At 70.4% G+C, this 21,916-nt stretch carries 24 protein-coding genes and 1 tRNA gene; 13 read left to right on the top strand and 12 right to left on the bottom strand.

Features of this window, described 5'->3' with window-relative positions; genetic code table 11:
* The first annotated feature begins 101 nt into the window (after positions 1-101).
* Both DEI89_RS15960 and DEI89_RS15955 read left to right on the top strand, forming a co-directional pair.
* Positions 102-662, top strand: coding sequence for an AAA family ATPase (locus tag DEI89_RS15960; RefSeq protein ID WP_110905050.1), 561 nt, complete (start codon positions 102-104; stop codon positions 660-662).
* Between the two features lie 14 nt (positions 663-676).
* Positions 677-749: transfer RNA gene (locus tag DEI89_RS15955), tRNA-Arg, on the top strand.
* Positions 750-808: 59 nt separating this feature from the next.
* On the opposite strand, the gene DEI89_RS15950 is transcribed toward DEI89_RS15955, so the two are convergent.
* Both DEI89_RS15950 and DEI89_RS15945 read right to left on the bottom strand, forming a co-directional pair.
* Complete coding sequence (locus DEI89_RS15950; protein ID WP_110905049.1) at positions 809-2,011, bottom strand: hypothetical protein; 1,203 nt, start codon at positions 2,009-2,011, stop codon at positions 809-811.
* Between the two features lie 92 nt (positions 2,012-2,103).
* The gene (locus tag DEI89_RS15945) at positions 2,104-2,370 is read right to left on the bottom strand and encodes a hypothetical protein (RefSeq protein ID WP_110905048.1); all 267 of its coding nucleotides are present in this window, start codon (positions 2,368-2,370) and stop codon (positions 2,104-2,106) included.
* A gap of 159 nt (positions 2,371-2,529) precedes the next feature.
* On the opposite strand from DEI89_RS15945, the gene msrA reads away from it, so the two are divergent.
* The 5 genes from msrA (at position 2,530) to DEI89_RS15920 (ending at position 6,242) form a co-directional block, all read left to right on the top strand.
* Positions 2,530-3,057 (top strand): peptide-methionine (S)-S-oxide reductase MsrA, encoded by a 528-nt coding sequence (gene msrA / locus DEI89_RS15940; RefSeq protein ID WP_110905047.1) that lies wholly within the window; start codon positions 2,530-2,532, stop codon positions 3,055-3,057.
* Between the two features lie 38 nt (positions 3,058-3,095).
* On the top strand, positions 3,096-3,323 hold the full coding sequence (locus DEI89_RS15935) for a methyltransferase (protein WP_110905046.1): 228 nt from the start codon (positions 3,096-3,098) through the stop codon (positions 3,321-3,323).
* A 113-nt stretch (positions 3,324-3,436) separates the two neighbouring features.
* The gene (locus DEI89_RS15930) at positions 3,437-4,015 is read left to right on the top strand and encodes a single-stranded DNA-binding protein (protein WP_110905045.1); all 579 of its coding nucleotides are present in this window, start codon (positions 3,437-3,439) and stop codon (positions 4,013-4,015) included.
* Positions 4,016-4,068: 53 nt separating this feature from the next.
* A complete protein-coding gene (ettA, locus tag DEI89_RS15925; protein WP_110905044.1) occupies positions 4,069-5,754 on the top strand; it encodes an energy-dependent translational throttle protein EttA in 1,686 nt (561 codons plus the stop codon).
* Positions 5,755-5,759: 5 nt separating this feature from the next.
* Positions 5,760-6,242: a thioesterase family protein gene (locus tag DEI89_RS15920; protein WP_110905043.1), complete on the top strand. Its 483-nt coding sequence runs from the start codon at positions 5,760-5,762 to the stop codon at positions 6,240-6,242.
* A 159-nt stretch (positions 6,243-6,401) separates the two neighbouring features.
* Here DEI89_RS15920 and DEI89_RS15915 read toward each other — a convergent pair whose 3' ends face one another.
* The 3 genes from DEI89_RS15915 to DEI89_RS15905 form a co-directional block, all read right to left on the bottom strand.
* On the bottom strand, positions 6,402-7,259 hold the full coding sequence (locus DEI89_RS15915; protein ID WP_375537610.1) for an acyl-CoA thioesterase: 858 nt from the start codon (positions 7,257-7,259) through the stop codon (positions 6,402-6,404).
* 71 nt (positions 7,260-7,330) lie between these two features.
* Complete coding sequence (locus DEI89_RS15910; RefSeq protein WP_110905041.1) at positions 7,331-7,612, bottom strand: hypothetical protein; 282 nt, start codon at positions 7,610-7,612, stop codon at positions 7,331-7,333.
* A 105-nt stretch (positions 7,613-7,717) separates the two neighbouring features.
* The gene (locus DEI89_RS15905) at positions 7,718-8,164 is read right to left on the bottom strand and encodes an Hsp20/alpha crystallin family protein (protein WP_110905040.1); all 447 of its coding nucleotides are present in this window, start codon (positions 8,162-8,164) and stop codon (positions 7,718-7,720) included.
* Between the two features lie 163 nt (positions 8,165-8,327).
* On the opposite strand from DEI89_RS15905, the gene DEI89_RS15900 reads away from it, so the two are divergent.
* Positions 8,328-9,029, top strand: a complete 702-nt coding sequence (locus tag DEI89_RS15900; protein ID WP_110905039.1) for a hypothetical protein — start codon at positions 8,328-8,330, stop codon at positions 9,027-9,029.
* A gap of 202 nt (positions 9,030-9,231) precedes the next feature.
* Here DEI89_RS15900 and DEI89_RS15895 read toward each other — a convergent pair whose 3' ends face one another.
* The 3 genes from DEI89_RS15895 to pepN all read right to left on the bottom strand — a co-directional run bounded on the left by DEI89_RS15895 (position 9,232) and on the right by pepN (position 13,486).
* Positions 9,232-9,762 (bottom strand): globin, encoded by a 531-nt coding sequence (locus DEI89_RS15895; RefSeq protein ID WP_110905038.1) that lies wholly within the window; start codon positions 9,760-9,762, stop codon positions 9,232-9,234.
* Complete coding sequence (locus tag DEI89_RS15890) at positions 9,759-10,829, bottom strand: mechanosensitive ion channel family protein (RefSeq protein ID WP_258366114.1); 1,071 nt, start codon at positions 10,827-10,829, stop codon at positions 9,759-9,761. The genes DEI89_RS15895 and DEI89_RS15890 overlap by 4 nt, the downstream gene beginning before the upstream one ends.
* 77 nt (positions 10,830-10,906) lie before the next feature.
* A complete protein-coding gene (gene pepN, locus DEI89_RS15885; RefSeq protein WP_110905036.1) occupies positions 10,907-13,486 on the bottom strand; it encodes an aminopeptidase N in 2,580 nt (859 codons plus the stop codon).
* A 124-nt stretch (positions 13,487-13,610) separates the two neighbouring features.
* Here pepN and DEI89_RS15880 point away from each other — a divergent pair, with 124 nt between their 5' ends.
* Positions 13,611-14,261: a DsbA family protein gene (locus DEI89_RS15880; RefSeq protein WP_258366113.1), complete on the top strand. Its 651-nt coding sequence runs from the start codon at positions 13,611-13,613 to the stop codon at positions 14,259-14,261.
* A 254-nt stretch (positions 14,262-14,515) separates the two neighbouring features.
* On the opposite strand, the gene DEI89_RS15875 is transcribed toward DEI89_RS15880, so the two are convergent.
* Positions 14,516-15,034 (bottom strand): GNAT family N-acetyltransferase, encoded by a 519-nt coding sequence (locus tag DEI89_RS15875; RefSeq protein WP_110905035.1) that lies wholly within the window; start codon positions 15,032-15,034, stop codon positions 14,516-14,518.
* On the opposite strand from DEI89_RS15875, the gene DEI89_RS15870 reads away from it, so the two are divergent.
* From DEI89_RS15870 to DEI89_RS15860, 3 genes are all read left to right on the top strand, one after another.
* Positions 15,033-15,782 carry an XRE family transcriptional regulator gene (locus tag DEI89_RS15870; RefSeq protein WP_110905034.1) on the top strand — a complete coding sequence of 250 codons (750 nt, stop codon included), beginning with the start codon at positions 15,033-15,035 and terminating at the stop codon, positions 15,780-15,782. The genes DEI89_RS15875 and DEI89_RS15870 overlap by 2 nt on opposite strands.
* 134 nt (positions 15,783-15,916) lie before the next feature.
* A complete protein-coding gene (locus DEI89_RS15865) occupies positions 15,917-16,405 on the top strand; it encodes a ribose-5-phosphate isomerase (protein ID WP_110905033.1) in 489 nt (162 codons plus the stop codon).
* A gap of 19 nt (positions 16,406-16,424) precedes the next feature.
* Positions 16,425-17,456, top strand: a complete 1,032-nt coding sequence (locus DEI89_RS15860) for an Fpg/Nei family DNA glycosylase (protein WP_110905032.1) — start codon at positions 16,425-16,427, stop codon at positions 17,454-17,456.
* A gap of 81 nt (positions 17,457-17,537) precedes the next feature.
* Here DEI89_RS15860 and DEI89_RS15855 read toward each other — a convergent pair whose 3' ends face one another.
* Both DEI89_RS15855 and DEI89_RS15850 read right to left on the bottom strand, forming a co-directional pair.
* Positions 17,538-19,016 carry an amidohydrolase gene (locus DEI89_RS15855; RefSeq protein ID WP_220034551.1) on the bottom strand — a complete coding sequence of 493 codons (1,479 nt, stop codon included), beginning with the start codon at positions 19,014-19,016 and terminating at the stop codon, positions 17,538-17,540.
* A complete protein-coding gene (locus DEI89_RS15850; protein ID WP_110905031.1) occupies positions 19,013-19,666 on the bottom strand; it encodes an FMN-binding negative transcriptional regulator in 654 nt (217 codons plus the stop codon). Before DEI89_RS15850 ends, DEI89_RS15855 begins: the two co-directional genes overlap by 4 nt.
* A 33-nt stretch (positions 19,667-19,699) precedes the next feature.
* Here DEI89_RS15850 and DEI89_RS15845 point away from each other — a divergent pair, with 33 nt between their 5' ends.
* Positions 19,700-21,106 (top strand): serine hydrolase, encoded by a 1,407-nt coding sequence (locus DEI89_RS15845; RefSeq protein WP_110905030.1) that lies wholly within the window; start codon positions 19,700-19,702, stop codon positions 21,104-21,106.
* 54 nt (positions 21,107-21,160) lie between these two features.
* Here the strand turns inward: DEI89_RS15845 and DEI89_RS15840 are convergent, their stop codons facing one another.
* Positions 21,161-21,802, bottom strand: coding sequence for a hypothetical protein (locus DEI89_RS15840; RefSeq protein WP_110905029.1), 642 nt, complete (start codon positions 21,800-21,802; stop codon positions 21,161-21,163).
* Between the last annotated feature and the right edge of the window lie 114 nt (positions 21,803-21,916).

Raw genomic sequence — 21,916 nt, 5'->3', positions numbered from 1 at the left:
GGCGCGTGAGCGGGCGGAGTACCCGGGTCCGCCCGGATGGTCCCTGGTACTCCGCCCGCTCGCGCCGCGGGGCGGGCGGGGGCTTGTCCTATGGTGGAGAGATGCTCGACGCCGAAGACGTCCTCGATCCTCCGCCACGACGGGTCCTCGTGGCGGGGACGGCCGGCGTCGGCAAGACCACGACGGCGCGCCGGATCGCCCGGGCGATCGGCGCACCGCACACGGAGCTCGACGGGATGTACCACGGGCCCGGATGGACGGTGCTGCCGGACTTCGAAGCTCGGGTGGACGAGATGACCGCGACCCCGAGCTGGGTCTGCGAGTGGCAGTACCGAGGCGTGCGGCATCTGCTGGTCGAGCGTGCGGACACCCTGGTCTGGCTCGACCTGCCGAGGTCGGTGGCGTTCCTGCGCCTCCTCCGACGGACAGTCCGACGACGCCTGCACCGTACGGAGTTGTGGAACGGCAACGTCGAACCGCCGCTGTGGACGTTCTTCACCCGGAAGGAGCACATCCTCCGCTGGGGCATCGCGAAGCGGAACGAGATGCGGGAGCGGGTGCCTTCGCTGGCTGACGACGCTCCGCACCTGCGCATCGTGCGCCTGCGCTCGCAGCGGGAGGTCGAGCGGTTCGTCGGGCAGCTCAGCACGCGCACCGAATAAGATCGTCGGCGTCCGCCTCCGTAGCTCAGTGGATAGAGCAGGTGGTTTCTACCCACCGTGCCGCGGGTTCGATTCCTGCCGGGGGCACCGACGACGAAGGCCGCCATCCTCGGGGATGGCGGCCTTCGTCGTCAGGCGGTGTCAGTTCACTCGTCGTCGTCCACAGCGCGTCGACGCAGTTCGCTCGCGCTGACGGGATTCGAGTACGGGGACTCAGACGTCTCGTTCGCGTCAGCGGGCTCGGCGGGGGCATCGGCGATCCGCGTCGGGATCGACGTCGTGCTGGCGGTGCCGGCAGCGCCGACAGGCACGTCGGTCCTGTCGCTCCTGGCACCGCGGCCGTCGTCACGCTCGTTGTCGTCGTGTGAGAAGCTGCGCGCGGTCCACGACGCCGGGAGGTCGTTGCGACCGTTCCGTTCGTCGCGCACCACCGGTGCACGGTCCGCGGAGCCGGGGCGGAGAGAACTCACGGGGAAGTCGTCCACGGCGTCCTCGTTGTCAGCGTCGGTTTGGTCGGCGTCGGCGGTGTCGTGCTCTCGGGAGGCTGACCAGCCGCGGTTCGGCGACCCGAAGGCAGGGGAGCCGAGGGTCGGACGGATAGGCGTGGTTTCCCCGTCGGAGTAGGGGCGCGTCGCGTTGTCCGAGATCGGGACCGTCGCGTCGGAGCCGTACGAGCTGTCACCGGTACCGGCGGCCGAACCGGCGCGAGCGCCGGCGTCCGGCGTGACCGGCGGCTGGGCGGGGCGGAGCGAAGTGGTGGTCGGAGTGGGCGCCGGCTCCGGCGTGCGGGCCGAGTCGACCTTGTCGGCGTTCCAGTCCTGCTGGCGCTTGATGAGGTCCGCGTCGGGGTCCGGGGAATCGAACTTCCAGCGCTCGAGGTCGCTCTTGAAGAGCTTGCGCGCGCGACCGGGCCGAGCCTGCCACTCGAGGATTCGGTCACGGAACTCTGTCAGCGACTGCTCTGCCTGGAAGCTGAAGGTCGAGGAGTTCTTCTTGATGTCCGCGATCTCGTGCTGCGCCCAGTTCGCGGCAGTCGGTGCGCCGGTGACGGGGAGCAGACGGAGTCGGATGTCGGCGTCCTCGGCGAGATGGTCCGCGTAGGCGCGCTCATCGTGCCCGAGCGAACCCCAGTTGGCGGCCTTCCGCGCTGCCGAGATGAGTCCGGCGACGGCAGCGTTCTTCGCTTCACGCTCCTGCAGCGAGACGACGCGCTTCGTCGCTCCGCGGCCGATCAGTGCCGCGACGATGCCCGCGACGACGATCGCGATGAAGGGGATGATCGCCCCCGACAACACGCGCCAGCCGTCGTCCGACGAGGTCCAGTCGTTCAGGTCGTTCCACCACTGCATGCGCGCACCCTACGTCGGGATCGGTCAGGGTCTGGGGATGACAGGCGGAGGAACCGCACATCCATCGCATCTGATTCCGATGTGGAACATCATCACCAGCGCAGGGTGTCGACGGCGTCGTCCGCGTCCCAGACGTTGGGGAGTTCGACGAACCGGCGTTCGGCCGCGATGTAGCGACGGGCGCGGTACGCGGTGTCCCCGGCGACGTCGACCCGGTCCACGTACCCGACGATCTCGCCGTTCGCCCGCGTGACACGGCTCAGGTCGTCGCGTACGTCCAGGATCCGGAGATCGCCGCGGGAGCGCGCGACCGGTCGAGGCGAGTGGATGCTGAGCCGGGCGTCCGTCGTCGTCTGCATGTGGGCCTCCTGGTCGGCGGGTGTGACTCGAATGTACGTTCGGCCACCGACACCGCGGCCGGCCGCAGCCCGACCTGGGGAACACGCACGGGCCTCCCGGCGTTGTGGAGGAATGTTCCCTCAACGGCTCTCCCGAGCCTCGGAAGGCAGGTCCTGACCATGACCACGTTCGTGCTCGCAGGTGGATGTTTCTGGTGCCTCGACGCGGTGTACCGCACGCTGCAGGGCGTGCAGGACGTCGTGTCCGGCTACATCGGCGGGAGTGACCCGCACCCGACGTACGAGCAGGTGTGCACCGGCACGACCGGCCATGCCGAGGCCGTCGCCGTCACCTTCGACGAGACCGTCCTGCCGGCGCAGGTCGTCCTCGACGTGTTCTTCACCCTCCACGACCCGCGCCAGCTGAACCGTCAGGGTGCCGACGTCGGTACCCAGTACCGGTCGGCCATGTTCCCCGCGGACGGCGAGCAGCGTGCGCTGTTCGAGCAGGCGATCAGGCGGGCCTCGGACATCTGGGACGGCGGGATCGTCACCAGCATCGAGCCGCTCGGCGAGTTCCACCGCGCGGAGGAGTACCACCAGGACTTCTTCGCGAAGAACCCGGGGCAGGGCTACTGCCTCGCCGTCGCACTGCCCAAGGTCAACAAGGTCCGCAAGGCATACAGTCAGTACATCCTGGCGTCCTGAACGACGGGGCGTCGGGGCCACGAGGAGGTGGTCGCACGATGACGAACGACACGCTGCAGAACGCGGACGCGACGACGGGGACCTGGGTCGCCGTCGGACCGGCAGGAGCGGTGGGCACCATCCACCGCGATGCCGACGGGTTCCGTGTGGAGCTGTACGGGCGACGCGGCCCGGGCGGGACGTACCCGTCGCTCCAGTCCGCCAAGGGCGCGGTGCACAAGGCGATGGGTCCGCTCGCGGACCGGCCCGAGTTCCGCGCACACTGATCGGGACGGGAGGCTCCGATCACCTTCCTGCACAGGGAGCGTGATCGGCGCCTCCTCTCCACATCCTCGGCGCCACGAGCGGGCGGGGGCTCGCGCTGTCCGACGATCGAGCCATGAACGACACGATCACGGTCTGCGGCATCGTCGCCACCGAACCCCGCCACCTCGTCACCGAGACGGGCATCGCCATCACGAGCCTCCGGCTCGCCTCACCGTCCCGCCGCTGGGACCGCCAGACCTCGACCTGGGGCAACGGTCCGACCAACTGGTACACCGTCACCGCTTTCCGTTCCCTCGCCGCCAACGTCAACCGATCGCTCAGCAAGGGGGACCGGGTGGTCGTCACCGGACGCGTGCGCATCCGCAACTGGGAGCGCGACGGCCGTGGCGGGACGAGCGTGGAGATCGACGCCGAGGGGATCGGCCACGACCTCGCCTGGGGGATCAGCAACTGGATGCGACTGCCGCGCCACGTCACCGAGGCGACCGCCGCCCCCGGCTCCTCGCCACGCGTCGACCACGACACCGGCGAGGTCCACGAAGACATCCCGGACGCTGCGCACCCACCCGTCGAGGCAGTGCCGGACGACACCCACCCCGACGAGCGCCAGGGCGCCGACGACTCCCTCGCCGCGATGCTGACCCCCGCCGGCGAGCCGCCGGACCACCCGGTCGGGCTCGATGCGGCCTGATCTCGGCACCCGAGCCCACGAGTGACCGGTGTCATCACTACACTTGGAGCAATATGGCTGAGTACATCTACCAGATGGTCCGCGCCCGCAAGGCGGTCGGTGACAAGCTGATCCTCGACGACGTCACGATGTCGTTCCTGCCCGGCGCCAAGATCGGCGTCGTCGGGCCGAACGGTGCGGGCAAGTCGACGATCCTGAAGATCATGGCGGGGCTCGACCAGCCCTCGAACGGCGAGGCGAAGCTGACCCCGGGCTTCACCGTCGGCATCCTCATGCAGGAGCCGGAGCTCGACGAGACCAAGACGGTCCTCGAGAACGTCCAGGAAGGCGTCGGCGAGATCCACGGGAAGCTCGCGCGCTTCAACGAGATCTCCGCGCTGATGGCGGAGCCGGATGCCGACTTCGACGCGCTCCTGGCCGAGATGGGCACCCTGCAGGAAGAGATCGACGCGGCTGACGCGTGGGACCTCGACTCGCAGCTCGAGCAGGCCATGGCCGCCCTCCAGTGCCCGCCCGGGGACGAGCTCGTCACGCACCTCTCCGGTGGTGAGAAGCGTCGCGTGGCACTGTGCAAGCTCCTGCTCCAGAAGCCGGACCTGCTGCTCCTCGACGAGCCCACCAACCACCTGGACGCCGAGAGCGTGCAGTGGCTCGAGCAGCACCTGCAGCAGTACCACGGTGCCGTCCTGGCCGTGACCCACGACCGGTACTTCCTCGACCACGTCGCCCAGTGGATCGCCGAGGTCGACCGCGGTCGCCTCTACCCGTACGAGGGCAACTACTCGACCTACCTCGAGAAGAAGCGCGCCCGCCTCGAGGTCCAGGGCAAGAAGGACGCCAAGCTCGCCAAGCGCCTGACGTCCGAGCTCGACTGGGTCCGCAGCAACACGAAGGGGCGCCAGGCCAAGTCAAAGGCGCGTCTGGCGCGCTACGAGGAGATGGTCACGGAGGCCGAGCGCACGCGCAAGCTCGACTTCGAGGAGATCGTCATCCCCGTCGGACCGCGTCTGGGCTCGCAGGTCATCGACGCCGAGAAACTGCACAAGCAGTTCGGCGAGCGCGTCATCATCGGCGACCTGTCGTTCACGCTGCCCCGCAACGGCATCGTCGGCGTCATCGGCCCGAACGGTGTCGGCAAGACCACGCTCTTCAAGACGATCGTCGGCCTCGAGCCGCTCGATGGCGGCACGCTCAAGATCGGCGACACCGTCGACATCTCGTACGTCGACCAGAGCCGTGGTGGCATCGACCCGAACAAGAACCTGTGGGAGGTCGTGTCCGACGGACTCGACTACATCCAGGTCGGTAAGACCGAGATCCCGTCTCGTGCGTACGTGTCGCAGTTCGGGTTCAAGGGCCCGGACCAGCAGAAGCGTGCCGGCATCCTGTCCGGTGGTGAGCGCAACCGTCTGAACCTGGCGCTGACGCTCAAGCAGGGCGGCAACCTGCTGCTCCTCGACGAGCCGACGAACGACCTGGACGTCGAGACGCTGGGCAGCCTCGAGAACGCGCTGCTCGAGTACCCCGGTTGCGCCGTGGTCATCACCCACGACCGGTGGTTCCTCGACCGCATCGCGACGCACATCCTCGCCTGGGAAGGCCTGAACGAGGACGGCACGCCGATCTGGTACTGGTTCGAGGGCAACTTCGAGGCGTACGAAGAGAACAAGATCGAGCGCCTCGGAGCCGACGCTGCGAAGCCCGGCCGCGCGACGTACCGCAAGCTCACCCGGGACTAGTCCCGGTGGCACGCCTGCACGCTCCGATCCGCATCCGGTGGAGTGACATCGACGCCTACGGGCACGTGAACAACTCCGCGATGCTCCGGCTGCTCGAAGAAGCACGCGTGCTGGCGTTCTGGGCGCCGGACCCCGACGAGATCGATGAGTCGGGGTCCGCGCCCGAGCCGGTGATCGACGGCCGCCCGGGTTCGGGGACGATGACGGTGATCGCGGCGCAGCGCCTCGAGTACCTCGCATCGACGCCGTACTTCCGTCGGCCGCTCGACATCCAGCTCTGGATCGGGCGGATGGGTGGGGCCAGCCTCGACATCTCGTACGAGGTGTGGTCGCCGATCGGGCACGATCCCGCCGAGCTCTACACGCGGGCCACGACCACGCTGGTGCTCGTCGACGCGGAGACGAACCGCCCACGACGCCTCACCGACGTCGAGCGGGCCGCTTGCCAGCAGTACGTCGAACCGCCGGTGACGTTCTCGCGACCCTGACGATCGCTCGATCGTGTAGCCGGCGGTAGGCTCTTCGGGCTCTCGAGTCCTCGGCCCGTCGGACACGTCAGCTCGTCAGTGCGTCGGGCCGCCGGACACGCCAGTCCTCGCGCAGGTTGACACTGCGGCACAGCGTCACAGCGTCAGCTCGACACTCCGTCAGGCGGTCGGAACGCGCATCATGCCCTCCTGGGCGACGGTGGCCAGCAGGCGGCCGTCGTGGGAGAACATCCGGCCCAGCGCGAGGCCCCGGCCACCCTGGGCGCTCGGCGACTCCTGCGCGTACAGCACCCACTCGTCGGCGCGACCGTCACGGTGCCACCACATGGCGTGGTCGAGGCTCGCCAGCTTCACGCCGGGCGTGCCCCAGGCCATGCCGTGCCGACGCATGATCGGTTCGAGGAGGGACAGGTCGCTCGCGTAGGCGAGGACGGCACGGTGCAGGGCGGGGTCGTCCGGCATGTCACGCTCGACGCGGAACCAGACCGCCTGGTGTGCGACCTGCGCGCCCTGGACGCCCACGTAGACCGGACCGTCGACGTGTCGCATGTCGATCGATCGTTCCGCCCACGCCTGTGCGGTCGGGTGGTCGATGCCCGCCAGCACGGAGGCTGCGGAGGGCAGGGACTCCGGCGTGGGGACGTCGAGGGGCATCGGGTCCTGGTGTTCGGCTCCGGCGTCCGGCGTCTGGAACGACGCGATCATCGAGAAGATCGGTGTGCCGTTCTGGTACGCCTGGACCCGGCGGGTGGCGAACGATCGGCCGTCGTGGATCCGCTCCACGCCGAACGTGATCGGGACGTCGATCGCTCCCGGCCGGAGGAAGTAGCCGTGGACGGAGTGGATGTCGCGGCCCTCGATGGTGGCCTGCGCGGCGACGATGCACTGCGCCAGGACCTGCCCTCCGAAGATCCGGCCGCCCGGCGACCAGTGACTCGCTCCGGTGAGGATCGTCTCCCTGGTGCTCGCTCCGGTGTCCTCGAGACGCAGCGTGGAGAGGAAGTCGGGTTCGCGGATCACGCCATCAGTCTACGAAGACTGCATGCGCGTGCCAGAGGTGCTGTCCAGGGGTCCTGACCGGGGTGTCCTCAGTCGCTTCCGGTCGCAGTCGCGCCGAGCAGGTCGAGGACGCGCGGGGATGTCCTCAGCACGCTCCAGACGATCACGGCGACGAGCGTCCCGCTGGCGCTGGCCAGCCAGGGAGTGACGAGGTGTGACCAGGCTGTCGGCGAGATGATCCACACGAGCTGGTTGGCGATCACCGATCCCGCCAGCGAGAGCAGCAGACCGAGACCTGGGCGGAGGCTCTGGGCGGCGAACAGGCCGGCGACGACGAGGACGGACGACAGGGCGTTGAACAGATGTGGCATGGGCGTGTGGGGGATCGACAGGCGAGCGCGGGGTGAGGGGTGTCGGGGAGTCGACCGTGGGGTTGGTCCTCATGGGACCGACCCCACGGTCGACTGGCTGGTGCGTCAGCTGCTCGACGCGGCGCGTTCGACGGCGAGTGCCCCGGTGCTGTCACCCGTGCTGATGGCGATCTTGCGCGGCTTCGACGACTCCTGGACGGGGATCGTCACGCTGAGCACGCCGTTGTCGTAGTGCGCGGCGATCCGTTCGACGTCCAGGCCGTCGCCGAGCGTGAGCTGCCGGACGAACGAACCGGGCTGCCGCTCCCGCGTGAGCCACTGTGCACCGTCGGGGGCGCCGAGGGTCCGTTCAGCCCGGATGGTCAGCACGGAACCGTCGACGTCGATGTCGACCGAGCCCGGATCGACGCCGGGCAGGTCCACGTCCATGACGTAGTGGTCACCGGCGCGGTAGAGGTCCATCGGCATCGAGCGTGGGCCCGCTCCTGCTCCGGCGAGGAGGGACCCGGCGAGACGGTCGAGCTCGCGGAACGGGTCGAAGTTCATGGCCATCTGACATCAACTCCTTCACTGGATGGTTGTCGGTTGAGTCGCTGTGACTCAACTGCATCCGGTTTTAGCACTCGAACCCGGAGAGTGCCAAAAGGACGCCGAGAGGACGCCGAGAGGTCGACCAGCGGGTCTCCGGACGGTCGCGGCTAGGATCGGAGGCGACATGAGCAGCTCGTTCACCCTTCCCGACGCCGCCTCGCTCGGTGACCTCCGCACCTACCTCGGGCGGGCCGCTCGCATCGAGGACGGGTCGGTCCGACTCATCGCCGACTCGGGCGTCCTGGCGGTCTACACCGCCATCCTCTACCCGCTCGGTCTGCTCGACGAGCTGCCGACCGTCCTCGGCCTCCGGACCTTCGCGCTGACGCAGCCGGAGCACATCGACGTCGTCGTGCCGCTGCGGTCGTTCCAGGAACGCCTGCGGCTGCTCGCCGAGGCCCAGGACGCCGACCAGGCCGACAGCGCCGACCCGACGCGTGCCACCCCGATCGAGGTCGAGTTGCCCCTCGAGGTCCACACCGTGACGTGGGCAGCGATCTCGCCGCCCCGCGGTGGATGGGCCCCGCTGCCGGACGTCTCCGCGGAGCTCCTGCACCGCGCGGCGCGGCAGGGGATCGACGAGGTCGCGGCTGCCGTGCCGGCGAGCTCGGGGGAGTCGATCGTCCGACGCGTCCGCTCCGAGGTGTGGGGTCGGCCGATCACCGGCGTCGAGCACCTGCCTGCCGGCGCGGGATTCGCTGCCGAGAGCCTCGGGTTCCTCGGCACCGAACCGGTGCGCCTGTTCGAGACCGGTCCGTGGAGTCGGCTCACGACCTCGCGTGGGCACGTGCTCGTCAAGCGGCGCGCCTGGACGCTGAGCTCCTAGCCCGGTCTCGACCGCCGACGGCCGGCCTCGACACGCGACGCCTGGCCCCGATCCCGGCCCGAGTCCCGACCCCGGCGGTCACCCGACTGACCTGCCTGGGCGGGGGCGACCGGACGGCGGACGGGAGGCCCGTGGCGGATCCGCCACGGGCCTCCCGTCCGTCATCCGGCACGTCGGACGATGCCGAACGTCCCCCCCCGACTCAGTCGAACGCGTTCGTCATCGCGTGGGCCGCGCGGTCCAGGTACCCCCAGAGCTCGGCCTCGTCGAGCGGAGCGAGTCCGAGCGACTCCACCGCGTCGTGCATGTGCTGGAGCCAGTGCTCGCGCGCCTCGGGCGTGATGCGGAACGGGTTGTGCCGCATCCGCAGGCGGGGGTGTCCGCGCTGTTCGCTGTACGTGGACGGTCCACCCCAGTACTGCTGGAGGAACTGCGACAGCCGCCAGATCGCCCCCTCGAGGTCGTCGGCCGGGTACATCGGCCAGATGACCTCGTCGTGCTGCACTCCCTCGTAGAAGCGTCGTACCAGACGGTCGAACGTCGGGGCGCCGCCGATGCGGTCGAAGAGCGAGCCGCTCGCCGCGGCGCCGCCGAGTCCGACACGGAGCGTGACGGGCTGCGCCGGAACCGCGCCGGCACCGTCGGCGTGGCCGCTGCTGTCTGCGTGGGCGCTGCTGTCGGGCCGACCAGCGGCTCCGGCCGGTGGCACGATCGGCAGGGACGGTCCGGTCATGGCGAGTCCTCGTGGTCGGTGCTGGGCTCTTCCCCGGTGCGGATGGCCCGCCCGAAGACGTTCCGTCGTGCGCTGCGGGACCGGGCGGGTGTCGGGACCGGCGCGGTCCGCACCGGGCGCAGGCCGTTCACGGAGGTGGCGTTCTCCCACCCGGCGGGCATGATCATCGCCATCGCGGGCAGGGTGACGCCGAGTTCGTCGACGCTGTGCTTGAGCCGGATGCGGAGCTCGCGGCCGACGACGTCGAGCTCGGAGGCGCGGGTCTTCACGACCAGGCGGAACACCATGCCGGTGTCCGTGATCGACTGCAGGCCCCAGATCTCGGGCTTCTCGACGATGCGCTGACGCCACCGGGACTCCTGCGACATGGTGACGGCAGCGTGCAGGAGGGCGTCCTGCACCGCGTCGATGTCGGTGTCGTAGGGAACGGTGATGTCCACCAGGACACGGGACCACCCCTGGGACAGGTTGCCGACGCGCAGGATCTGGCCGTTCGGCACGAACCAGAGGATCCCGTTGACATCGCGGATCTGCATGACGCGTAGGCCGACGCTCTCGACGACGCCGGTCGCCTGCCCGGTATCGACGACGTCACCCACCCCGGCCTGGTCCTCGAGGATCATGAAGATGCCGGACAGGATGTCGCGGACGATGCTCTGGGCACCGACCGCCAGGCCGGCGGCGACCACCGAGGCGCCACCGACGATGCCGACGGCGGCGGTGGGGAACACCGTCGAGATGATGATGGCGAACGCGATGACCGCGACGACGACGGTCGCCAGGTTCTCGAGCACGCTGCCGAGGGTCCGGGTGCGCTGGACGACCCGGGCCGTCTGCAGCGGTGAGGCGACGAGCGCCTGCGTGTCCGCGGCACCCTGCCGCTTCTTCACGCCGTTGACGATGCGGTCGACGACCTGCTTGATCGTCCGGCGGAGGATGAGCCGGAGGACCACCGCCGCGAGCAGGACGATGACGATGGTGATCGGGACGTGCCAGGTGTCGACGAACTGGGTGAACGTGTTCGACGCCCACTTCGAGACGTCGGTGGTGTCTGCAGCCAAGAGCATGATCCGATCGATGCTAAGCGGCGAGGCCTCGGCCTCCCTGGAGGAACGCCGAGGCCTCGCCGCTCGTCACATCAGGGTCAGACGTCCGCTGCCTGGACCCGGAGGGCCCGCTCGGTGCCCGCGAGGTTCTCGGTGACGATGCGGCGCAGTGCCGGCGTCTCCGGGTGTGCCTCGAGCCACGCCACGGCCGCGTCGCGCAGCTCCGTCGACGCCAGCGGCGCGGGGTAGAGCCCCGTGACGACGGTGTCCGCGATGTGGTAGCTACGCTCGTCCCAGATGCGGGTGATCACGTCGAAGTACCGTGACACGAGGCCCTCGAGCACGACCGGGGAGTTGACGTGCTGGAACCCGATCGTGGTCTGACGGACGATCGCGTTCGGCGCGTCGTCGCTGTCGACGAGCGACGAGAACGCGGCGAGCTTGCCCTCGGCCGTGGGGATCGTCGCCCGGGCACGCGCGGCGGCCTGCTCACCCGAGGCCGTGCGGTCGGCGGCGAGCTCGGTGTCGATCTCGTCGTTGCCCGCAGCGCCGGCGAGCACGAGGCCCTCGAGCAGCTCCCAGCGGAGATCGGTGTCGACCTCGAGCCCCTGCAGCGTCACCGAGCCGTCACGCAGCCCCTGGAGCGTCGCCACGTGCTCGGGCGTCGAGGGGATCTGCGCGAAGAACTTCACGAACTGGAACTGCGCGTCGGAGCCGGACTCGGCCGACGACGCGAGCTGCCAGAGGGTGTCACCGACGGTACGGACGGTGCTGTCGGACTTCGCCGGCGCGACGTAGTTGCGCGCGGTGAGCAACAGCTGCGACAGCGTGGTCCGGATCGTCGTGGACTCGGTCTCGGTCGCGATGTTGCCGAGCACGAGCGACACGTAGTCGCTGGCGGGGGACTCGGCGTCGCGTGTGGCGTCCCAGACGGCACCCCAGACGATGGAACGCGCGAGGGGATTCGCGATCGCGGCGAGGTGCTCGATCGCAGTGCGACGGGACTGCTCGTCGAGACGGATCTTGGCGTAGGCCAGGTCGTCGTCGTTGAGCAACACGAGGTCGCCGCGGTGCACGCCGACGAGTTCGGGCACGTCCGTGCGGGCTCCGTCGACGTCGATCTCGACGCGGTGGGCCCGCTCGAGCTTGCCGCCGGACGACGCGGTGTCGGCGCCGAACGGTGCCGAGGCGTCGTTCGTGAAGGAATAGACGCCGATCGCCAGTCGGTGCGGTCGCAGCGTCGGGTGGTCGGCCGGGGCTTCCTGCAGCACGGCGAACGAGGTGATCACACCGTCGGCGTCGGTCTGGATCTCCGGGCGGAGGGTGTTCACGCCAGCGGTCTCGAGCCACAGCTTCGACCACTCGGACAGGTCACGGCCGCTGGTGGACTCGAGTTCGACGAGCAGGTCCTTCAGCTCGGTGTTGGAGTGGTGGTGCTTCTTGAAGTAGGCCGAGACGCCCGCGAAGAACGCATCGATACCGACCCACGCGACGAGCTGCTTGAGGACCGAGCCACCCTTCGCGTAGGTGATGCCGTCGAAGTTGACCTGGACGTCTTCGAGGTCGTTGATCGTCGCGACGATCGGGTGCGTCGAGGGCAGCTGGTCCTGGCGGTAGGCCCAGGACTTCTCCATCGCCTGGAACGTGGTCCACGCTTCGGTCCACTCGGTGGCTTCGGCCGTGGCGATGGTCGACGCCCACTCGGCGAACGACTCGTTGAGCCACAGGTCGTTCCACCACTTCATGGTGACGAGGTCGCCGAACCACATGTGGGCGAGTTCGTGCAGGATCGTGACGACCCGGCGCTCCTTGATGGCGTCCGTGACCTTCGAGCGGAACACGTACGTCTCGGTGAAGGTGACGGCACCCGCGTTCTCCATCGCGCCGGCGTTGAACTCCGGCACGAAGAGCTGGTCGTACTTCTCGAACGGGTAGGCGACGTCGAACTTCTCCTCGAAGTACGCGAAGCCCTTGCGGGTGATGTCGAAGACGTACTCGGGGTCGAGGTACTCGGCCAGCGACTTCCGCGCGAACACCCCGAGCGGGATGGTCCGGCCGTCGCGGCTGGTGAGCTCGCTGCGGACGACCTCGTACGGGCCGGCGACGAGCGCGGTGATGTAGCTCGAGATCTTCGCCGTGGGCGGGAAGGTCCACGTGGCGTGGTCGCCGTCGACGTGCGGCTCGGGCGTGGGAGCGTTCGACACGACTTGCCAGCGTGCCGGTGCGGTCACGGTGAAGCTGAACTCGGCCTTGAGGTCGGGCTGCTCGAACACGGCGAACATGCGCCGGCTGTCCGGGACCTCGAACTGCGCGTACAGGTAGACCTCGTCGTCGACGGGGTCCACGAAGCGGTGCAGGCCTTCGCCGGTGTTCGTGTACAGCGCGTCGGCGACGACGACGAGCTCGTTCTGCGCCTGCAGGTCGGCGAGCTGGATGCGGACGCCGTCGTTCACGGCGGCGACGTCGAGCGCCACGCCGTTCAGGGTGACCGAGTGCACGGTCTTCGTGATGGCGTCGATGAACGTGCTGGCGCCGGGCGTGGCCGTGAAGCGCACACGGGTGGTGCTGCCGAAGCTCTCGGCGCCGCGGGTCAGGTCGAGTTCGACGTCGTACGTCTGGACACTGACGATGCCGGCACGTTCCTGGGCTTCGGTTCTGGTGAGGTTCTCTCCGGGCACGGACGCTCCATCTTCGCTGCGGACGCGGACGATCGATGTCCGCGTGTCGGTGGTCCCGCTCGGCGTCGTGCGCCGGCGGGACGGCTCGTGACCAGCCTAGCGAGCGGGCGTACGCTCACGACCTGTGACTGACACCACTGTGGAGAACACCCCTGCGACCCGGACTGCTGTGGAGTTCTGGTTCGACCCGACCTGCCCCTGGGCGTGGATGACGAGCCGCTGGGTGGGTGAGGTCGAGCAGCACCGCGACCTCGACGTCACCTGGAACGTGATGAGCCTCTTCGTCCTCAACGAGCACAACGAGGGCATGCCCGCGGAGTACCGCGAGGCGATGGAGCGGAACCAGGTGTACTCGCGCCTGGTGACGGCTGCGAAGGCCCGCCACGGCCAGGAGGTCGTGAAGCGCCTCTACGACGCGCTCGGCGAGCAGATCCACCACCGCCAGCAGAAGGACCCGCAGCAGGTCGTACCGGCCGTCCTCGAGCAGCTCGGCCTCGAGGCCGACCTCGCCGACGCCGCATGGACCGACGAGACCGATGTCGCGATGCGTGAGAGTCACCGAGACGGCATCGAGCGGGTCGGCCAGGACGTCGGCACGCCCGTCATCGCCGTCGACGGTGTCGCCTTCTTCGGACCGGTCATCTCCCCGGCGCCGAAGGGCCAGCAGGCACTCGACCTCTGGGACGGCGTCGTCGCCGCGGCCCGCTACCCGGGCTTCTTCGAGCTCAAGCGCTCGCGCACGACCGGTCCGGTCTTCGACACGGTCGAGGACTGACCCCGGCGCGACCACGACGGTCGTGCCGGGCCGCGTGCACCGCGCCCCGTCCTGACGGGCGCGGTGTCGGTGCGGGGCGCAGCACATCCGATGCCGTCGCGGTCCCGCGGGCTCGCGTGGTGCGGGGCGGACGGGAGGCGTGGGTCGGCCCCGCCACGGGCCTCCCGGTCCGCGCACCGCCGCTTGCACTGCGCCCCGTTCTGACGGGCCGCGATGTCCGTGCGGGGGTGCAGCACGGCCGAGACCAGGCCAGATCAGGCCAGCGGCAACCGCATCAGCGTCAGGTCGAGCCATCGGTCGAACTTGCGGCCGACCTCCGGGACGACCGCGACCGTCGCGAACCCGAGTCGCTCGTGGAGCGCGATCGAACCCGTGTTGGTGCTGCAGATGCCGGCGATCATCACGTGCCGTCCCTCCTCGGTGGCGCGGGCGACGAGGGCGCGCATGAGCGTCGAGGCGACACCCCGCCCGCGGAACGACTCGACGACGTAGACGCTGTGCTCGACGGTGAGCCGGTAGCCCTGGTGGGGCCGCCACTGCGAGTAGGTCGCGTACCCGGCGACGACCCCGTCGACCTCGGCGACCAGGACGGGCCAGCCGTCGCCCTGCCGCTCTGCCAGCCACGTGTCGAACCAGGCGCGGGGGTGCGGGACCTCTTGCCAGATCGCCGTCGAGTGCAGGACCGCGTCGACGTGGAGTGCGTGCACGACGTCGAGGTCCGCGGGAGTGCAGTCGCGGACCCGAACCGCATCCGTCGCATATGCTGTCGCCATGTCTCACATCGTAGACGAGCCCGAGGGCACCGATGCAACCCCAGACCGGGAGCGGACGGACCACGAGCGCACAGACCACGAGCGGACAGACCAGGAGCGGACGGACCACGAGCGGAAGGTCAGCGAGCGCGGGGACAGTGAGCGCGGGGACAGCGATCACCCGGACGACGCCGACCAGCGCCGGCTGGGGGAGCGGTTGCAGCGCCTCCGCACCGAGCGCCGCTGGAGCCTCACGGAACTCGCCGAGGAGTCCGGCGTCTCCCGCGCCATGATCAACCGCGTCGAGCGGGGTGTCTCGAGCCCGACCGCGACGATCCTCGGCCGCCTCTCCGGCGCGTTCGGGCTCACCGTCTCGCAGCTCCTCGACGAGGCCCTCGAGCACGAGGTGCCCCGGACCAGCGATCCGGACGAGGCCCGCGGGGTGCAGCGTGCCGCCTCGGCCGACTCGTGGACCGACCCGGAGACCGGGTACCGCCGCCGCCCCCTGTCGAGCGCGGACTTCCCCGCCGACGTGACCGAGGTGCGCCTGCCCGCCGGTCGCGAGGTGGCCTACCCCGCCAGCGCGTACGCCTTCCTGCGGCACTGCATCTGGGTCGTCGACGGGGCCCTCGAACTGCAGGTGGGTGCGACCACGACGCGCCTCGGTGCGGGGGACCGGATCGAACTCGGCGAACCGGCCGACGTCGTCTACCGCAACGCCGGCGCCGAGCCGTGCCGGTACGTCGTCGTGGTGGTCCGCCAGCGCTGACGGGAGGCCCTCCCCGGGTCCGGCACCGCGCCTCCCGGCCGGAGCGGACGGGAGGCCCGCCCCGGGTCCGGCACCGCGCCTCCCAGCCGGAGCAGACGGGAGGCCCGCTGCGGGTGCAGGAATAGGATCGGTCCATGCGCATCCACCTCGGAACGGACCACGCCGGCCTCGAGTTCAACAAGACCCTCGCCAGGCACCTGACCGAAGCCGGCCACGAGGTCGTGGACCACGGTCCGACCGAGTACGAGCCGCTGGACGACTACCCCTCGTTCTGCATCAACGCGGCGCACGCCGTGGTGCAGGACCAGCGCGCGGGGGTCCAGGCCCTCGGCGTCGTCTTCGGCGGTTCGGGCAACGGCGAGCAGATCGCCGCGAACAAGGTCGAGGGCATCCGGGCGGCGCTGGTGTGGAACGAGTCGACCGCGGTCCTCGCCCGCCAGCACAACGACGCCAACGTCATCTCGATCGGTGCCCGTCAGCACACCGAGGACGAAGCCATCCGTTTCGTCGACCTGTTCATCGCCGAGCCGTTCTCCGGTGAGGAGCGTCACGCCCGTCGGATCGCCCAGCTCGCCGAGTACGAGACCACGGGGCACATCGCCGGCAAGCAGATCGACCAGTAGGGCCGAGTAGACAAGAGCAATGCCCGAGGGTCACTCCGTCCACCGCATCGCCCGCCAGTTCGAGCTGCACTTCGTCGGCCAGGTCTGCGAGGTCTCGAGCCCGCAGGGGCGGTTCGCTGCCGGAGCCGCGCAGCTCGACGGCCGGAGGATGATCGCCGCACGAGCCGTGGCGAAGCAGATGTTCCTCGAGTTCGAGGGCGACCTGTTCCTCCGCGTCCACCTGGGCCTGTACGGCGCTTGGGACTTCGCGGGTGAGATCTCGACCGACGCGACGATGCGGAGCGCGAACGGGCGGATCGGCCAGACGAACCAGCGCGGCACGGTCACCGACGACACGGGTGACGCCGACGAGACCACCACGACCGGCACCGACGCCCATGTCCCGGACGATGCCGGCGAGGACTCGCTCCGGTCCATCGGTGCCCCGCGACGCTCCCGCTACCGGATGGCCGAGCAGGAGAAGGTCGAGGACCCGATCGAGGCGTTCCCGCCGGACCCGGTCGGCCAGGTGCGGGTGCGGATCCTCACCGAGACCGCCGTGGCAGACCTCCGCGGGCCGACGGCGTGTGTGGTCGAGGACCCGGCCGGCGTGCAGCGTGCGCTCGACAAGCTCGGCCCGGACCCGATGAACGACGACGGGCCCGAGGCCGAGAAGGCGTTCGTGGACAACGTCCGGAAGCGCAACGTGGCGATCGGGCAGCTGTTGATGGACCAGTCCGTGGTGAGCGGCATCGGCAACGTGTACCGGGCGGAGCTGCTGTTCCGGCAGCGGATCGACCCGTACAAGCCCGGGAAGAAGATCACCGTCAAGCAGGCGAAGGCGCTGTGGCAGGACTGGTCGAAGCTCCTGCACGACGGCGTCCGTATCGGCCAGATGATGACGATGGACGGCCTGACCGACGCGGAGTACGAGAAGGCGATGCGCTCCCGCGCCGACCGGCACTGGGTGTACCACCGCGCGGGGGAGCCGTGCCGGGTCTGCGGGACGGAGATCCGCGTCGCCGACATGGCCGGTCGGAAGCTCTACTGGTGCCCGAAGGACCAGAAGTAGCCTTCCCGCAACACGCAACGGTGGTGGCGCTCCGCAGGGATACTGCCTTCCGCGACGGCGCGACCGTTGCGTTCCGAGGCCTCACAGAGCCCGGTGGGTCCAGCGGCCGGCGACGGCGGTGGCCAGGACCGGCATGGTGCGGAGTGCGGCCGACGAGGCGGTGAGCGGGTCGGACGGCACGAGGACCAGGTCGGCCACGTCGCCGACGGCCACGCCGACGCGGCCGTCGGTGCTGCCCCGCCACGCGGCGAGTGCCGACATCCGCTGCTCCGGGTGCCACGGATCCCGTCCGTCGCGGTCCCGGCCGACGGCGGCGGCCAGCGCCACCCACGGGTCGAGTGGTGCGACGGGGGCGTCCGATCCGAGTTGCATCCGGGCTCCGGCTCGCTCGAGTGCGGCGAACGGGAAGGCGCGGTCGGTGCGGCCCGCCCAGTGGTGGTCGGCGATGTCGCGGTCGTCCATGGCGTGCTCGGGCTGGACGGAGGCGATGACGCCGAGCCGCGCGAACCGTGGGACGTCGTCGGGCTGCAGCAGTTGGGCGTGCTCGATGGTGCCGCGGGTGCCGACGGTCTCGAACGCGTCGAGTGCCAGCGTGACGGCGCGGTCGCCGATGGCGTGGACGGCGGGGACGAGTCCGGCGGCGACGGCACGGCGGAGGACCGGGACGAGGTCCTCCGGCGTCCAGGTGAGCAGCCCTTCGCCGTCCGAGGTCGCGGCGGTCCGGGTGCCGAGGGACCCGTCGGTGATCACCTTGAACGGCCCCATCGTCAGCAGGCCGCGGGTGCCCGCCACGACGTCGCCGGTGCGGAGGCCGCGGGCGAGCACGCCGTCGAGCTCGCCCGGGTAGACGCCGGACGCCACGCGGATGGCGCCCGTGCCGGCGGCGATCCGGCGCGCCCATCGGTCGAGTCCGAACACCATCTCGAGGTCGACGACGCCTGTCACCCCGCGTCGGGTGGCGGCGTCGACCGCTTCCTCGACGGCGGCGTCGAGCAGTTCGTCGGGCACCCGGGACAGCGCACCGGTGACGTCGAAGGCATCCTGTTCGCGGAGGACGCCGTCCTCGCCCGCCGGCAGGGCACGGCCGAGCGCCGCTGCGAAGTGCGCGAGGGCGCGGGTGTTGCACCAGACGGCGTGCAGGTCCGCGGCGACGACGACGACCGGGAGGCCCGGGGCGGCTCGGTCGAGCAACTCGCGTCGCGCCGGGGCCGGCCAGAGTCCGTCCCGGTAGCCGTGCCCGACCAGGACGCGGTCCGGGAGCGCAGTGCGGGCGGCCTCGGCGAGGCGGTCGGCGGTCTCCTCGGCGGAGGCGCAGTCCTGCACGTCGATGCGCTGCCGCATGAGTGCCCACTGGTCGAAGTGCACGTGGTGGTCACGGAGCCCCGGTCCGAGCCAGGCGCCGTCCGCCTCGACGACCTCGGTGGTGACCTCGGTGCCGGAGGGCACGTCGATCGTCCCCGCCGGTCCGATCGCGGCGACCCGTCCGTTGACGACCAGGACGTCGGAGGGGGCGCCGGACGTGCCCACACGGCGGACGGTGCGGAGCAGGACGGATGTCACAGCGCCTCCCGTCCGGCGTCGCCCAGGTCCTCACGACGCGCGCGCACGCGCTCCATCTCGTCCGCCAGCGCCGGCGCCGCGTAGGGCCCGTCGGCGCGGAGACCCTCGATCACCCGGTCGACGACCTCGGGTGCCTTGTTCTGACTGAGCTTCGCGCGCGCGTCGAACCGGGTGACGCGCAGCCGGATGCCGACGGTGCCACGGGCGATGCGGCGGGCGGTGTCCTGGTCGACGTCGAGCGACACCGGGGACGGCATCTCCCGTTCGAAGTGGTCGACGAGGTCCCCGAGGACGCGGAAGTTCTCGTCGTCGGACAGGATCTCCGGCGTGCCCCACAGATGCGCGGTGGTGTGGTTCCAGGTCGGGACGAACTGCTCCGGCGGGTACCAGGCGGGGGAGACGTAGCCGTGTGGGCCCTGCACGATGACCAGGACCTCGTGCTGGCCGAGCTCGTGCGCGACCTCGTCCGGACGGCCGACGTGCGACACCAGGACGAGTTCGTCGTCAGCGCTCGCTTCGAGCAGGAACGGGTAGTGCGACGCCACCAGCCCGGTGGCCGTGTGCGACACGATCGTCGCCCAGGGGTTCCCGTCGACGAGTCGTCGGACCTCGTCGACCTCGGTCATCAGGAAAGAGGGTGTGTGCCGCATCCGACGAGCGTGGCACATGCCAGGCTGGTCGGCATGGAGAAGCGCGCTGCCTACGAGTCCGTCCTGCCCTACGTCCGGGAGTGGATCGCCTACAAGGTGTGGCAGCTGCGGTTGCCCGGCGTGCAGGTCGCCGTCGGGTTCGAGGGGCAGGAACTGTTCGCCGACGCCTTCGGTTACGCGGACGTCGAGGCCGGGCGTCGCCTGACCACCTCCGACCTGTTCCGGATCGCCTCGCACTCGAAGACGTTCACCGCGACGGCGCTGCTCCAGCTCGCCGACCAGGGCGCCCTGCGCCTCGACGACACCGTCGGCACGTTCGTCCCCGCCCTGGTCGAGGCCGGTTCACCGATCGCCGACGCCACCGTCCGCGAGCTCATGGAGATGGGCGCCGGAGTCGTCCGCGACGGCGCCGACGGCGACCACTGGGCGCTGGCACACCCGTTCCCGGACGCCGCGGAACTCGTCGCGCTCGTCGTCGCGGGCGGCGCGAAGGTGCCCGTCGGGTCGGCCTTCAACTACTCGAACCTGGGCTACGGCCTGCTCGGCCTCGTCATCGAGGCGGTCACCGGCACCCGCTACGCCGACCACGTCCGCACGGCGATCACCGAGCCGCTCGGGCTCACCGGCACCGGCGCCGAGTTCGACCCGGCGCGGGAGGACGAGTACGTCATCGGCTACACCGGCCTGCACACCGCCCGCACCCGGCAGCGCGTTCCGCACGTGACGACGGGGGCGCTCGCCGCGGCCACCGGGTTCCACGGCACCGCCTCGGACCTGGTCCGGTACTTCTCGGCACACGTGCCCGGCCGCGGCACGCTGCTCTCCGACCATGCCAAGCGGCTGGCCCAGCGGAAGGCGTGGAGCGCGCTCGACAGCGACCCCGCCGCCCGCGGTTACGGCGCCGGGTTCGTCGTCGACCGGATCAACGGCCGGGAGGTCCGTGGCCACTCCGGCGGGTTCCCCGGGCAGATCACGCAGTCGGTGTTCGACCCCGCGTCCTCGTTGGTCGTGTCGGTGCTGACGAGCAGCGCCACGGGTCCCGCGACGATGCTGGCCTACGGCATCGTCCACCTGCTCGATGCCGCCGCCGACGAGCACGCCCCCGGGGCGCCGGTGCCGGCTGACGTCGACACCGACCGCTACACCGGGCGCTTCACCACCTTCGAGGGGATCACCGACATCGCCCGCGTGGGGGAGCGGCTGCTGGCGATCGACCCGACGCAGCCGGTGCCGACCGAGTCGCCCGTCCGCCTGGAGGTCGTCGACGCGGACACGCTGCGGATGGCGTCCGGCAACCGGTTCGGGTCGATCGACGAGGACATCGTGTTCACGCGCGACGACTCCGGCGCGATCGTGTCCGTCCGGGGCGACAGCGGGATGACGCAGCGTCCGTGGTCCGTGCCGGAGGAGTCACCCGAGGTCGCGGCCGCGCTCGTCTGATCACTGCGCTCGTCAGCACACGCAGCCCTGCGGCCGGGGCTCGGGCGGTCGACGTCAGCGGACGTCGGCCGTCTCCCACAACCGCCGGGCACCGTCGCCGACCGGGCGGAGGAGCGGCGGCGCGAACACCAGCTCGGCACCGACGCACGCGACGAACAGTCCGGTCAGCGGGACCGCGAACAGGGTGGTCAGCGCGTCCTGCGGCGGCATCCAGAACCCGAACAGGACCGGCTCGACGACCGTCCACGCGAGCCACACCGCGGCGCCGACCAGCACAGCCCAGGCAGCGACGCGGTGCAACGGACCGCTCGCAGCGCCGGCGGTGGTGTCTGCTGTGGTGCTGGGCCTGGTGCGCAGGACGAGCAGCACCCCGAAGACGAACAGCAGCACTCGGGCCGCGATGAACAGCACGGTTCCGACCGCCCACACGGCACTGGGCACGAGTCCGGCGAGCGCGTAGGCCAGCACGGCCAGGGCGAAGGCGAGCAGGACGTGGTCACGACTGCGGAGCGCCCGGACCGTCACCACGATCGCCGCGACGAGGCCGATGCCCATGACGGCGCGGAAGCCGACCGCGTACTGCTCCGGCCAGGCGAGGGCGAGTTGCAGCCAGCTGGCGACGACGGCGAGCGCCGGGACGAGTGCGGCGATGACCGCGGCGAGTGCCGTCAGTCGGTCGCGTGTGGTGTCGTGCATGGTTCCCCCTCGCGCTGTCCTGCATCCGTGCAGTGTCGGCACCCTACACATCACCGGCCGCGGCGGGGAAGGGTCGGGAGGACGGGGTGGGGAGGCTGTCTCTTATACACATCT

The sequence above is a fragment of the Curtobacterium sp. MCBD17_030 genome (assembly GCF_003224255.1).
Classification (GTDB): domain Bacteria; phylum Actinomycetota; class Actinomycetes; order Actinomycetales; family Microbacteriaceae; genus Curtobacterium.
The sequence above is the reverse complement of the archived record's forward strand: the minus strand, read 5'-3'. Positions and strand labels throughout refer to the sequence as shown.